12 protein-coding genes and 1 riboswitch are annotated in these 13,607 nt (G+C 38.0%); of the genes, 7 read left to right on the top strand and 5 right to left on the bottom strand.

From position 1 onward, the window contains the following. Positions 1–86: 86 nt before the first annotated feature. Both ACSKT4_RS07140 and ACSKT4_RS07145 read left to right on the top strand, forming a co-directional pair. Entirely contained in the window at positions 87–1,067 is a 981-nt protein-coding gene (locus ACSKT4_RS07140) for a FecCD family ABC transporter permease (RefSeq protein WP_255488077.1), read from the top strand. Then, complete coding sequence (locus ACSKT4_RS07145; RefSeq protein ID WP_186868932.1) at positions 1,064–2,074, top strand: FecCD family ABC transporter permease; 1,011 nt, start codon at positions 1,064–1,066, stop codon at positions 2,072–2,074. Before ACSKT4_RS07140 ends, ACSKT4_RS07145 begins: the two co-directional genes overlap by 4 nt. A gap of 43 nt (positions 2,075–2,117) precedes the next feature. On the opposite strand, the gene ACSKT4_RS07150 is transcribed toward ACSKT4_RS07145, so the two are convergent. Beyond that, on the bottom strand, positions 2,118–2,576 hold the full coding sequence (locus ACSKT4_RS07150; protein ID WP_186868931.1) for an acyl-CoA thioesterase: 459 nt from the start codon (positions 2,574–2,576) through the stop codon (positions 2,118–2,120). A gap of 180 nt (positions 2,577–2,756) precedes the next feature. After that, a riboswitch (cobalamin riboswitch) is annotated at positions 2,757–2,931 on the bottom strand. Positions 2,932–3,150: 219 nt separating this feature from the next. On the opposite strand from ACSKT4_RS07150, the gene pepV reads away from it, so the two are divergent. Next, positions 3,151–4,560: a dipeptidase PepV gene (gene pepV / locus ACSKT4_RS07155; RefSeq protein WP_465823104.1), complete on the top strand. Its 1,410-nt coding sequence runs from the start codon at positions 3,151–3,153 to the stop codon at positions 4,558–4,560. Between the two features lie 141 nt (positions 4,561–4,701). On the opposite strand, the gene cysK is transcribed toward pepV, so the two are convergent. Beyond that, positions 4,702–5,619: a cysteine synthase A gene (cysK, locus tag ACSKT4_RS07160; protein ID WP_465823105.1), complete on the bottom strand. Its 918-nt coding sequence runs from the start codon at positions 5,617–5,619 to the stop codon at positions 4,702–4,704. A gap of 206 nt (positions 5,620–5,825) precedes the next feature. On the opposite strand from cysK, the gene ACSKT4_RS07165 reads away from it, so the two are divergent. Next, the gene (locus ACSKT4_RS07165; protein ID WP_186868928.1) at positions 5,826–7,631 is read left to right on the top strand and encodes a M3 family oligoendopeptidase; all 1,806 of its coding nucleotides are present in this window, start codon (positions 5,826–5,828) and stop codon (positions 7,629–7,631) included. Between the two features lie 98 nt (positions 7,632–7,729). On the opposite strand, the gene ACSKT4_RS07170 is transcribed toward ACSKT4_RS07165, so the two are convergent. Then, positions 7,730–8,863 (bottom strand): zinc-dependent alcohol dehydrogenase, encoded by a 1,134-nt coding sequence (locus ACSKT4_RS07170; RefSeq protein ID WP_186868927.1) that lies wholly within the window; start codon positions 8,861–8,863, stop codon positions 7,730–7,732. Between the two features lie 164 nt (positions 8,864–9,027). Here ACSKT4_RS07170 and ACSKT4_RS07175 point away from each other — a divergent pair, with 164 nt between their 5' ends. Further along, on the top strand, positions 9,028–9,636 hold the full coding sequence (locus ACSKT4_RS07175; protein WP_186868926.1) for a cadmium resistance transporter: 609 nt from the start codon (positions 9,028–9,030) through the stop codon (positions 9,634–9,636). A gap of 92 nt (positions 9,637–9,728) precedes the next feature. Beyond that, positions 9,729–9,905 (top strand): DUF2187 family protein, encoded by a 177-nt coding sequence (locus tag ACSKT4_RS07180; protein WP_186868925.1) that lies wholly within the window; start codon positions 9,729–9,731, stop codon positions 9,903–9,905. Between the two features lie 83 nt (positions 9,906–9,988). Here the strand turns inward: ACSKT4_RS07180 and ACSKT4_RS07185 are convergent, their stop codons facing one another. Continuing rightward, positions 9,989–10,180: a YbxH family protein gene (locus tag ACSKT4_RS07185; RefSeq protein WP_465823106.1), complete on the bottom strand. Its 192-nt coding sequence runs from the start codon at positions 10,178–10,180 to the stop codon at positions 9,989–9,991. Between the two features lie 115 nt (positions 10,181–10,295). Here ACSKT4_RS07185 and ACSKT4_RS07190 point away from each other — a divergent pair, with 115 nt between their 5' ends. Then, positions 10,296–12,329, top strand: coding sequence for a catalase (locus ACSKT4_RS07190; protein ID WP_465823107.1), 2,034 nt, complete (start codon positions 10,296–10,298; stop codon positions 12,327–12,329). A gap of 75 nt (positions 12,330–12,404) precedes the next feature. On the opposite strand, the gene ACSKT4_RS07195 is transcribed toward ACSKT4_RS07190, so the two are convergent. After that, positions 12,405–13,433: a ketopantoate reductase family protein gene (locus ACSKT4_RS07195; protein ID WP_186868922.1), complete on the bottom strand. Its 1,029-nt coding sequence runs from the start codon at positions 13,431–13,433 to the stop codon at positions 12,405–12,407. Positions 13,434–13,607: the final 174 nt, after the last annotated feature.

The following is a 13,607-nucleotide window of genomic DNA, read 5'->3' on the forward strand; positions in this document are numbered from 1 at the left end:
ACATATTCGTTAAAGGACGAGCACATGCGCGTTTTTCTAATAAGTCTTAAGGAAGAAAGTTCGGGGTTAAGATGAGTAAACAATTCATGATATATAAATTTTTGATCACAATCACTATAGCTGTCATTGGGTTTGCGGCATCTTTATTATTTGGTGCCGCAGACATTGATTTTCAAAGTGTGTGGCTAGCCTTAACTTCAAGTAATCAAACAGATGAGATAACCATTATTCGAGAGCTTAGAATTCCAAGGGTAGTAGCTGCGATGTTTGTTGGGGCTTCTTTATCAGTGGCTGGTGCGATTATGCAAGGATTAACAAGGAATCCTTTAGCAGATCCTGGATTGCTGGGACTAACAGCTGGAGCGAATTTGGCATTAGCCATCACCATAGCGTCTATTCCTTCTGCTAATTATTTCTCGATTATGCTTGCTTGTTTCCTAGGAGCTGCTATTGGTGCTTTACTCGTCTTTGGCATTGGACTCATGAAAAAAGGTGGATTCTCACCGTTTCGAATTGTACTAGCAGGTGCTGCGGTGACAGCGTTATTAACTGCGATCTCGGATGCTATTGGTATTTATTTTAAAATAGCTAAAGATGTATCGATGTGGACTTCTGGTGGGTTGATAGGGACAACTTGGAAGCAACTAATGGTTATTATACCTGTTATTATGATAGGAATTATTGTTGCTATCCTATTCTCACGGCAGCTGACTATCCTAAGTTTACATGAAAATGTTGCGGTAGGGTTGGGCCAGAAAACGAGGCAAATTAAGGCTGTCTTATTCGTTGTAATCATCCTCTTAACAGGTGCAGCGGTAGCACTTGTTGGTAATATGGTCTTTATTGGATTAATGATTCCCCATATGGTGCGTGCAATGGTAGGGACGGATTATCGTGTTATTATTCCTTTTTCTGCTATAGTAGGTGCTACTTTTATGATGCTAGCTGATTTAGCTGGGAGAACGATAAATGCCCCTTATGAAACACCGGTTGCTGCGATTGTCGCTATATTGGGGTTACCATTTTTCCTAATCGTGATACATAGAGGGGGCAAGGTATTCTCATGATCCGTCCAGAACTAGTAGTAAAACAGCGAATCATATTCTTCTCATTGCTTGTTCTGATTGTCATTACTGCGATAATATCCATGGGAATAGGTTATTCCTCCGTCTCCTTTGATAGAATTCTTCCAACATTATTTGGTGAAGGAAGTTTTAAGGAACACTTTGTTTTATTCGAGGTGCGATTGCCAAGGATTTTAATTACCATTCTTGCAGGTGCAGCATTAGCGGTGTCAGGCTCTATTTTACAAGGGATTACTAGAAATGACCTAGCAGACCCGGGCATAATTGGAATAAATGCGGGAGCAGGTGTAGTAATTGCTATTTTCTTTTTATATTTTCCAATAGATACAGGTAACTTTGTATATCTATTACCAGTTCTTGCTTTTATTGGTGCATTTGTTACAGCGGTAATTATTTACCTTTTATCTTATAAGAGAAATAGTGGATTCCATCCAATCCGATTAGTATTAGTTGGGGTTGGATTCGCGATGGCACTTTCTGGTGTTATGATTGTTGTCATTTCTTCCGCAGAACGGGAAAAGGTAGATTTTATTTCAAAGTGGATTGCAGGTAATATATGGGGGACAGATTGGCCTTTTATTATAGCATTACTTCCTTGGTTAATCCTACTTATACCTTACGCCATCTATAAGGCAAATCGGTTAAACATTCTTTCCATGGATATGCCTGTTGCCACAGGGCTTGGCATATCGATTGAGAAAGAACGATTTTCCTTATTGATAACAGCAACAGCTTTGGCTGCAGCAGCAGTAGCAGTAGCGGGAGGAATTGCTTTCATCGGGCTGATGGCCCCACATATGGCTAAAGCACTAGTAGGACCAAGAAATCAATTGTTCATCCCAATTGCAACACTTTTAGGTGGATTTCTATTATTGCTGGCAGATGTGATTGGACAAAATTTGTTACCAGATGAAGCGATCCCAGCTGGGGTCATGACAGCTATAATCGGCGCACCCTATTTTATTTATTTGTTAATGAAACGAATCTAGTAATGGGGCTTCATTTTAGCTTAGGGGGAGAATATATCTCCCCTTATTGTTTGGCTAATTTTGCCCTTTTCTTCTGTGCTTCTTGAAACAACTCTAGCTCATGCTCTGTTTCTGGAATCACCCCTGGAACAGGTACTGGCTTACCATGTTCATCAATCGCTACCATCGTAATAAAGGAGGTAGTGGTTAGACTTTTTTCCCTTGTTTTAAACCGTTCACATTCAACCTTCACATAAACCTCCATGGAAGTTCTCCCAGTGGAAATAACAAACCCCTCTAAAGTTAAAATATCGCCAACTCTTGCTGATGATAGAAAATTCACTGTATCAATAGATGCTGTAACGACTACCTTACCACTGTGTTTCATTGCAGCAATCGCAGCAATTTCATCAATATAAGATAAAACCTTTCCGCCAAAAATGGTACCTAAGTGATTAGTGTCAGGTGGTAACACCAATTTGGTTAGAATAGTACGTGAAACATTCGTAGATAGCTTTTCCATTACACTCCCTCTTTCTTCTTTTTTTGTACTATAGGTCTCTTCAAAAAGTGATGGAAATAAAAAAATCCATCCTTCTTAAAGAAGATGGATTTTTATTCAGGTGTAAAGGATAGACCACACGACTGGTCTATAGCTGTTTATTATACCCTCATATCCAACCTTCTCAATTCCCGAAGAAGATCATACATCATAGAACTGGCAGGTCTCCTGACTTATGCTTCACCCTACTTTAAGCCTTCCCGTCTTAGACAGTGGTATTCTCATTTCGTCAGCATTTACAGTTGCGGGGACAGTTCTGGATTTTCACCAGATTCCCTATTAAGTCTATTAAGACACCAATTCTACTGGTATACCTATATGTAGTTGTATGGCAACAGACCATATTATAAATTTAATATAGTTTGCTGATTATGCCAATTGTTTTAACGAATGTTTGTACATGGGAATGGAATGCTAATGATAAGTAATGTTAACTATTATGCTAAATCATGGTTAAGGAGTAAAATAAAGATGTTGTTAGAATGATGAGTGAATCAAACGTTTGTTTGAAATAAGTGGAAGGAGTGAAATACATATGGCTACCATCAATTGGATGGAGGAAGTTTTAAAGAGAAAAGACGAATTTATTAAGGATCTACAAGGACTACTTCAAATTAAAAGTGTCCTAGATGAAGAAAATGCTTCTGAGGATGCTCCATTGGGACAAGGCATTAAAGATGCCCTACAATATGTGTTAGATTTAGGTGAGAAAAACGGATTCTCGAGTAAAAATGTGGATAACCTTGCAGGTCATATTGAAATAGGGCAAGGGAAAGAATTAATTGGGGTATTAGGGCATGTAGATGTTGTTCCAGAAGGGGATGGCTGGAGTGTCGATCCCTATAGTGGCATTGTTAAGGATGGTAAAATCTATGCTCGTGGATCTAGTGATGATAAGGGTCCGACTATGGCAGCATATTATGGAATGAAAATAATAAAAGAACTAGGGCTACCTTTAAGTAAGCGAGTTCGCCTAATTATCGGGACAGATGAGGAAAGTAACTGGCGTTGTGTCGATCATTATTTTACACAAGAAGAAATGCCTACAACAGGATTTGTGCCAGATGCGGATTTCCCTATTATTTTTGCTGAAAAAGGAATCGCGTATTATGATATTGTCCAACCCATTCATAAGCAAGATGCATCTGCAAGCTATCAACTAGTATCCTTCCAATCAGGTCGCAGGTACAATATGGTGCCAGATATTGCGAAAGCAACGATTAAAGTACAAGAGGCACCTACTAAACTAATAGAAGATTATCTTGGCTATCTGAAAGAGGTAAAGCTCGAAGGAGAAGCTAATATCGAAGATGGTGAGTTGTTCTTTAGTTTAATTGGAAAAAGTGCACATGGTGCTGAACCAAGTCATGGCAAAAATGCCGGAATATTATTAGCACAATACTTACAAAAGCTTGAGTTAGATGAAGAGGGACAAAAGTACATGTTAACTGTATCAGCGTTCCATAATAAATCACGTGGAGAAGTTTTCGGAATTGAGTATGAAGACGAAGACTCTGGTGAGTTAACAATTAATGTAGGTGTGATGAGCTATAGTAGGGAAGCAGGGGGCCGCATTGGGTTAAATATGCGTTATCCTGTCACATTTGATATCGAAGAAGGAAGAAAGAAAATTGAAGAAACCTTACATTCAAAAGGCTTACAATTAGAAAACTTCTCTGATTCGAAGCCAACGTATGTGAAAAAGGATGACCCTTTAATTAAAACATTGCAAAAGGTGTATGAAGAACAGACAGGTGAGAAGGCCGACTTATTAGCAATTGGCGGAGGAACCTATGCGCGCACATTAGACCATGGGGTTGCTTTTGGAGCCTTATTCCCTGGACGAGAAGATGTCATGCATCAAAAAGATGAATATGCTATTGTCGATGATTTATTACTAGCAACGGCGATTTATGCCCAAGCAATTTATGAATTAGCAAAGTAATATAATAGAGGAAGCATCAAGAGTAAAAGGCAAAACAAAAGGAAGGTAGTTTTAAACCGAATGATTACACAATTCCAGAGAGGAATTAGTATGATCATTCGGTTATCTTTTTATGCAAATCCTTTTGTCCCCATCCCTGAATTATTCAAACAATCCCATGCTTAAATAACGTTCACCTGTATCTGGTGCTATGCACACCACACGTTTTCCTTTTCCTAACTTTTTCCCAACTTGAATTGCCGCGTAAACAGCTGCAGCTCCTGAAGGGCCGATAAAGATTCCTTCTAATCGAGCTAATTGACGAAGCATACGAATTGCTTCGTCATCCTCAATTTGAATAATTTCATCATAGATGGCTGTATTCAATATAGTTGGAATAAATCCAGGACTTGTTCCAACAAGCTTATGCTTTCCAGGCAGACCACCGGATAGCACAGGGGATCCTTTTGGCTCTACTACAGCAATATGTATGTGGGGAAGGTTCTCTTTTAACACTTCACCAGTTCCGGTTACCGTTCCACCCGTACCAGCAGTACACACAAATCCATCTAAGCTATGATCCATTTGCTCTAATATTTCTAATGCAGTAGTGGTTCGATGAATACTAGGGTTTGCCTCGTTTTCAAATTGTTGTGGTATGAAGCTACCAGGAATTTCTTTTTGTAATGCCAATGCTTTACGAATACAGCCTGGCATTTTTTCTTCACTTGGTGTTAATACAATTTCTGCACCATATGCTTGTAGGATTCTTCTTCTTTCTAATGTGCTATTATCGGGCATAACTAAGATGGCTTTATACCCTCTTGCAGCTGCATTCATGGCTAATCCGATTCCCGTGTTACCACTTGTAGGCTCAATAATAGTTCCACCTGGTTTTAGTAGACCTTTTTCTTCGGCAACGCGAATCATATTAAATGCCGCACGATCTTTAACGCTTTTACTAGGATTGAACATTTCTAGTTTGACATAAATATCCGCGGAATCTTCAGGAACGACTTTAATTAATTTAACAATGGGGGTCTCCCCAATAAGCTGAGAGATGTTTTGTACGACTTTCATTATATACCGACTTTCTTTATGTGAATTTTAATGTTTCCGTCATTTTACTACTGAAATAAGCTAAAAAGCAAACAGTAGAACGATGGTACATTAGACCATAATTTATACCCAATCACTAGTGGGAAGTGTTTCTATTATTAAAAGTTATTATAGTTTTCAAATATTACGAGAAGGTTTACAATGATAAAAAGGGAGCGTGAAAATAAATGAAATATATAGATACTTGGGATTTAGAAACAATTTTCCCTGGAGGTACGAAATCCGAGGAATTACAGGCTAAATTAACGGATGTCCAAAATCAAATTACAGAGTATCAAGCGTTACTGAATGATTGGGATTATTCGTCTCAGTCAGTTGACACGTTTAAAACTATTCTTAACAAGCAAGAAGCAATTGGAAAAGGGTTAGGTCAATCTGGAACATTCGTAAACATGTGGCATGATGCATATATGAATGATGAGCATGCCAATGTAGTAAAGGGTCAGATTATGGAGCTTTATAGTGAAGTTCAAAAGTTATCCAATACATTTACTAAAAAGCTAGTTGAAATACCAAATACTGATTGGACTACTATGCTAGAAGATAGTGATTTAAAAGAGCTTTCTTTTGCATTAAATGAGATTCGTTCAGAGGGTAAGCGCTTATTATCAGAAGAGGAAGAAAAGCTAATTGCTGAGCTTAACAAGGATGGTCTTGCTGCATGGAGTAACCTTTACGATACAGTAGTATCCATTATAACTATTCCATTTACGGATAAAGAGGGCAATACTACCGAATTATCGGTTGGTCAAGCAATGAATAGAATGTACGCAGATCCAGATCCTGAAGTAAGAAGTCAACTGTTTGAAAACTGGGAAGCGGCATGGACAAAGTACGGTCCAATCTTTGCAGATACGTTAAATCACTTAGATGGATACCGTATTACGTTACAAAAGAAACATCAGTATAAAGATCATTTAGAAGAACCATTAGAGTATAACCGAATGACAGAGGACACACTAAATGCAATGTGGTCAGCTGTTTCCAATAATAAGAAACCGTTCCTAGATTTTCTTGACCAAAAAGCAAAATTATTAGGTATGGAAAAACTAGGCTGGCAGGATGTTGATGCTCCTGTAGCATTAGGCGAAGTCAAACCTACTCAGTTTACCTATGATGAAGCATGTGATTTTGTTATTGAAAACTTCTCATCTTTCGGGCCTAAATTAGCTGACTTTGCGAAGCATGCGCTAGAAAATCGTTGGGTAGAAGCAGAAGACAGACCAAATAAACGACCAGGTGGCTATTGCACCTCACTTCCAGAGTTTGGGGAATCCCGTATTTTCATGACATTTACTGGTTCATCATCCGATACAAGTACACTAGCTCATGAACTAGGACATGCTTTCCATAGTCATGTGATGAAGGATCTTCCGACGTTAAATCGTCGTTACGCTATGAACGTGGCAGAAACAGCTAGTACGTTTGCCGAAACTATTATCGGAAATGCAACCGTAGCAAATGCAAAAACGAAAGAAGAAAAAGCTAGTCTTTTAAATGCAAAATTAGAAAATGCTACAGCGATGTTTATGAACATCCATGCTCGTTTCCTATTTGAAGATGCATTCTATAAAGAACGTGCTAAAGGGATAGTGTCAGAAAAGAGATTAAATGAACTTATGGTTGAAGCACAAAAAGAAGCCTATGGGGATAGCTTAGCTAGCTACCATCCACACTTCTGGTGTAGTAAGCTTCACTTCTTTATTGATGGAATACCATTTTATAACTTCCCATACACATTTGGATTCCTATTCAGCTTAGGTATCTATGCTGAATACTTGAAGGATAAAGATGGTTTTGAGGATAAGTATATTGCGTTACTTCGTGATACAGGTTCTATGAAAGTAGAGGATCTTGCACAGAAGCATCTTGGTGTCGATATTACGAAGGAAGATTTCTGGACTGCTGGCATTCAATTAATGGCAAAAGATGCAGCTGAATTTATTGAATTGACAAATGAAATTGTAAAATAGGGTTATCAAAAGTGATTGGAACATAAGAAAGAGCCGGACAATTTACGCATTCATTGTTCGGCTCTTTGGATAATCACATTTAAACTCACGCTTTACTTTTATGGTTTTAAAACTACTTTAACACAGTTATCCTCTTTATTATTGAAGATCGTATAAGCATGTGGAGCATCCTCTAATCCTAATTTGTGGGTAATAATTTTCGTAGGATCTATCTCCTCATTGATGATCATGTTGTATAGATGTGGCATGAAATGACGCGCAGGTGCTTGTCCCATTTTAATTGTTATATTGCGGGTAAAGAAGGGACCTAATGGAAACATATTATAAAGTCCACCGTATACGCCAGTAATTTGTAATGTTCCGCCTTTACGAACAGCTTTAGTAGCAATTTGAATTGGTCCTAATGTCCCACCTTGTAGCTTTAATTTTTGTTCTACCCATTCAAGTGGAGACTTTTTCCCATCCATTCCAACACAATCGATAACAACATCGGCGCCACCTTTGGTGATTTCCTTTAAGGTTTCCCCCATATCTTCATCTTTCGTAAAATCAAATACTTCTGTTTTATTTATTGTTCTAGAGAGTTCTAGTCTGTTCTGGATGTAATCCACTGCAATGACACGTTCTGCCCCTTGTTTCCATGCAAATTGTTGTGTCATTAATCCGATTGGACCAGATCCTAATACAATTACCGTGTCTCCTTCTTTAACCCCGCTATTTACAACACTCCAGTAAGAAGTTGGTAATACATCCGATAAGAACAGTAAAGATTCGTCTTCTAATTCACAATCCTGTGGTATGATAAAAGGAGTGTAGTTACCAAATGGTACTCGCAAATACTCCGCTTGACCACCAGGGTAATTACCAAACTTCTCCGAGTACCCAAGGTACCCACCAGAATCATAATGTGGGTTGGCGTTATCACATTGGCTCTCTAATTCATGATTGCAATAATGACATTTTCCACAAGCTACTGTAAACGGTATAACGACACGATCACCCTTTTTTACTTTGGTGACATCCGATCCCACTTCTTCTACAATTCCCATAGGTTCGTGCCCAATGACATACCCAATTGGAAGAGGAAAATTCCCCTGATAAAGATGTAGGTCAGAACCACAAATCGCTGTAGAAGTAACTTTAATAATCACATCTTCTTTGTCTTGAATAGTTGGCGCTTTAACATCTTTTACCGCAACTTGATATTTACCTTGATACGTAACAGCCTTCATAATACCTCCTGGAATTAACGTGATCTATACAGCTATTTTGTGTTCAATTGGTGAAAGTATGTATTCTTCATGAACCTAGCGATAGAAAGTTGTTATGATCTTGGTCTATTCCAAAATTCCCAAGCTTATAATAGTATTAAGCTCGTCTTATAGGGGGAATTTTCTTGGCTACAATTCTAACAATGGCTATCATGTTTATTGCTGCAGGTATCGATGAGATGATCGTACTCATTTTTTTATTTGCTCATGCTAAAAGTAAGAGACAGGAAAGGCAAATATATATTGGACAGCAATTAGGAATGACTGGAATCTTAATTATCTCCTTAATAGCTCTATATGGAATATCTTTTATTACTGGAAAATGGACAGGCTTATTTGGTTTACTTCCAATAGCCATAGGAATAATGGCTTTATTTGAAGGGGATGATGAAGAGGAAGAGCGCGAGAGAATTATTCATAAAACCTCGATATTCAGTAATCTTACGCTTAGAGTCTTTGTTATTGCATTAGCTGGCGGTGCAGAGGAAGTTGCGATTATGGTGCCATATTTTACTACATTGACTTCTTATCAAATTATTCTTGCTTCTATAACGTTCTTTGTTATGGTAGTGATATGGAGTGGATTATGTCATCTATTAGCTTCTAGTTCAAAAATTTATACGTTTGTAAATAAATACGAAAGAATCATTATTCCTCTAGTATTTATCGGGATTGGTCTTCATATCCTATTGGAAAATGACACGATTGAAACTATTTTGGATTTATTTTTGTAAGGCGTTTTACTTATTTATTTATAGTGAATCTGTTATCATGCCATGTGGAATACTATTTATATGTAAAGTAGAAATAGAAGGAGTTTTAAATAATGGCAAAAGCAAATGAAGGCGATACAATTGAGATTTTAACAGGAGATTATAAAGGGAAAAAAGGAACTGTTCTTATCGTACGAGAAAACTCCGTCATTGTGGAAATCGGGCATAACAAGGTACGCGATGAACCAATCAAGACCGTAATTAACCACAAGAATTATGCATTAGTTTGATGAATGGAAGTCCACCAGAGTTGGTGGACTTTTTAAATTTGACCATTTATGGTCTAACATGACATTGACTGGTTAAACCACCGTTACAATCCTCTTTCCTCACAATAAGCGTCCACTAATTCTTCTATCATGTCCACTTCAGGATAGTTACCGGAAAAACGAAATGTAATTTCTTCGATAAACTGCCCATCTTGGTATACGTGGATTGCCCCGTTTTGCTCAATAACACTAAACTCAGGCTCGAAACGATAACCGCTGCGTTCAATCGCACCCATTTAGTCCACCCCTCAAAATCAAATTTTGTATTAGTAATTTGCTAACTTGTCCTATTCAATTCATATGGATAAATGAACTAATCACAGCATATCCATTAATGGGGAGGTATGCTGAATGGCGGATAAGCGACATGAGAACGAAAAGGATGCGCAACTGGAGTCTTTTCGTGTAGATGACAAAGGGAAGTATATGACTACTAACCAAGGACTTAGAGTGTCAGAGGATGAACTCTCCTTAACAGCTGGAGTACGGGGGCCAACCCTAATGGAAGATTTTCATTTTAGGGAGAAGATGACCCACTTTGATCATGAAAGGATTCCAGAAAGGGTTGTTCATGCTCGAGGATTTGCTGCTCATGGTGAATTTCAGCTTTATGAAAGCATGGAACAGTATACGAAAGCGAAAATCTTTACCGATACTTCAAATAAAGTACCAGTATTTGTCCGGTTTTCCACAGTAAACGGTTCAAAAGGATCCGGTGATACGGCAAGGGATGCTCGTGGGTTTGCTACGAAATTTTATACAGAAGAAGGAAACTATGACCTCGTAGCGAATAATATCCCAGTCTTCTTTATACAAGATGGAATTAAATTCCCAGATGTCGTGCACTCATTCAAGCCTGAGCCTCATAACGATATTCCACAAGCATCGACTGCACATGATAACTTTTGGGACTTTGTAGCTAATAATCCTGAAAATGCACACATGGTCATGTGGATCATGTCAGACCGAGCTATACCGAGAAGCTTTCGAATGATGGAAGGGTTTGGGGTTAACACGTTTCGATTTGTTAATGCAGCTGGTGAGGCTTTTTTTATTAAGTTCCACTGGAAGCCAAAGCTCGGGGTACATTCACTAGTTTGGGATGAAGCGCAAAAGCTGATGGGAATTGATCCTGATTTTCACAGAAACGACTTATGGGATGCCATTGAAAGAGGAGATTATCCAGAATATGAGCTTGGAGTACAAATCGTACCGCAGGAAGATGAGTTTAAATTTGATTTTGATTTATTAGACGCAACCAAGCTAATTCCAGAGGAAGAAGTACCTGTTAAAATCATTGGGAAAATGACATTAACAAATAATGTCGATAACTTCTTTGCGGAGACAGAGCAAGTAGCATTTCATCCAGGGAATGTTGTACCTGGCATTGACTTTACTAATGACCCGTTATTACAAGCGCGACTATTTTCATACATCGATACCCAATTGATTCGGCTCGGTGGTCCTAACTTTCATGAGCTTCCCATTAATAGACCCATCTGTCCATTCCATAATAATCAACGAGATGGATTCCATAGGCAGGCTATCAATGTTGCCAGAGTAAATTACCACCGTAATTCCCTTCAAGGAAATACTCCAGCTCCTGCGTCACCTGAGCAAGGTGGATATAAGCATTATGAGGAGAAGGTAGACGGTAAGAAAATTCGCGGGAGGAGTAAAAGCTTTATAGATTTCTTTTCTCAAGCAAAGCTGTTCTGGAATAGTATGAGTGAACCGGAGAAAAAGCATATTATCGATGCGTTTAGCTTTGAGTTAGGAAAGGTAAAGAGCAAGTCGGTTCGCCGGCAAAATGTTGATTTATTGGCTAATGTTGATCTACAGTTAGCACAAAAAATTGCTAGAAATATTGGGGTCAAACCTCCAACACAGGGAGGATCTCCTGTTACAAAAACATCCCCAGCGCTAAGTCAATTAAATACTACGATGACTGCTAAGACACGTAAAGTTGCTGTCATTATTTCAAATGGCTTTCACGGTAATGTAATAAAATCAATACTCGATTATTGGAAGAAAGAAGGACTCGTAGTAGAGTTTATCAGTGAAGATTTAGGACCAGTAAAAGGAACTAATGGTGTTGTATTAGAGGCTGTGCAAAATGTCTATACTGCTCAATCCGTATTATATGATGCTGTTTTCATGGTACGCGGGAGTAGCACGGATAAAATGTTTAATGAAAAAGCAGCTTATTTCATTGATGAAGCATATCGTCATAAAAAAACGATTGGTGCAATAGGCGAAGGGAAGAAATGGTTAGAGGCTAACCAGATGGTAAATAAACCTGGAGTAGTAACGGATGAAAATGTGACGGAGTTTGCAAGACACTTTGTTCAAGCAGTTGCACATCATCGACATTGGAATCGATAAATAATAGGGAACTAGATGCCTTGAGAATGGCATTTAGTTCCCTTTAAAAGATTTAGAACGTATAAGTAAAAATAATTACTTCTTAAGCGCTTTAAAATAACCAATGTTTCCTTCGAAGGTAGGTACCGATTTTTCTTCTTCTGCCTTTTTAACTAGTTGTACAACAAGATCGTTATATGGTGTTGCAATACCTAGTTCTTTTCCTTTTGCAGCTACGAATCCATTAATATAGTCAATTTCAGTTTTTCTTTGTTTTTCTAGATCTTGGAGCATACTTGCTCTTAGTAAGGCTTGGGGTTCGAAAGCTTTTCGAGCAAATCCTATAGCAGTTGGTAAATTACTTTCATCTTCTGCTAGTTTAAAGACACCTAAATTAAATCCAGCAAGTGGAGCAAACGTTACACCAGCTGCTTCTCCAACACGAATCGTTTCGTCAGCTAATGATACAGCACTATAAACACTCGCATCGTCTTTAATAACCTCACCAAAGTTACAGCCAAGTGCAGCTGACATACCACTTAAAGCAACATTAACTAGTAACTTAGACCATTTCGTGCCAACTAAATTATCCGTAACATGAGTGCCACCAACAAGATCTAATATCTCTTTTATTTTTTTCACTCTATCTGTAATAGATCCATCTAATTCTCCTATTTGGAAAGCATTGCTCTGGAAAGCTTCTGTTGCGGTAGTTAATTCTGAAACACCAGGTTCCTTAAAAGTAGCACCAAACTCAACAGAACCTCCAATAACACGTTTTTCTCCTAAAATAGAGACAAGGCTTTCTTCTGGTACACCATTTTGTAGTGATAAAATAACACTGTCATGATGTAAATAGTTTTTCAAATTTGATACAACATCATGATTAAATACTTGCTTAGTAAGTAATAAAATTAAATCATAGTTTCCAGACATTTCAGCTGGTGTAATAGCTTTAACTGGAATTGTTTCATTCATCGTACCAGTAATTGTTGCACCGCGTTCATTTAATGCCTTTACATGCTCTTCGTAAACATCGATTAATTCTACCTCGTCATTCCCTTTAGAGATAAGTGCACCAATAATGGTCCCTAAAGAACCTGCCCCCATAATTCCAATTCTCAAGTTAAACAACCTCCTAAGTCCATAATACATTCTCTAGTAAACCTATTACATTTAGCTTATAGGAACAAGTAGAACTCTGGCAAACAAAACGACATATATCTAAAAAAATAAATAAACTTCACAATAAAGAATTAGATGACGATATAGTAGTATGAGTAAGTTTGTAAAAAAGGG

The sequence above is a fragment of the Ornithinibacillus liuyingii genome, assembly GCF_055550225.1.

Coding starts and splice junctions, on each gene's coding strand:
- ACSKT4_RS07140 (WP_255488077.1), top strand. CDS start 87: ATGATATATAAATTTTTGATCACAATCACTATAGCTGTCATTGGGTTT.
- ACSKT4_RS07145 (WP_186868932.1), top strand. CDS start 1,064: ATGATCCGTCCAGAACTAGTAGTAAAACAGCGAATCATATTCTTCTCA.
- ACSKT4_RS07150 (WP_186868931.1), bottom strand. CDS start 2,576: ATGGAAAAGCTATCTACGAATGTTTCACGTACTATTCTAACCAAATTG.
- pepV (WP_465823104.1), top strand. CDS start 3,151: ATGGCTACCATCAATTGGATGGAGGAAGTTTTAAAGAGAAAAGACGAA.
- cysK (WP_465823105.1), bottom strand. CDS start 5,619: ATGAAAGTCGTACAAAACATCTCTCAGCTTATTGGGGAGACCCCCATT.
- ACSKT4_RS07165 (WP_186868928.1), top strand. CDS start 5,826: ATGAAATATATAGATACTTGGGATTTAGAAACAATTTTCCCTGGAGGT.
- ACSKT4_RS07170 (WP_186868927.1), bottom strand. CDS start 8,863: ATGAAGGCTGTTACGTATCAAGGTAAATATCAAGTTGCGGTAAAAGAT.
- ACSKT4_RS07180 (WP_186868925.1), top strand. CDS start 9,729: ATGGCAAAAGCAAATGAAGGCGATACAATTGAGATTTTAACAGGAGAT.
- ACSKT4_RS07185 (WP_465823106.1), bottom strand. CDS start 10,180: ATGGGTGCGATTGAACGCAGCGGTTATCGTTTCGAGCCTGAGTTTAGT.
- ACSKT4_RS07190 (WP_465823107.1), top strand. CDS start 10,296: ATGGCGGATAAGCGACATGAGAACGAAAAGGATGCGCAACTGGAGTCT.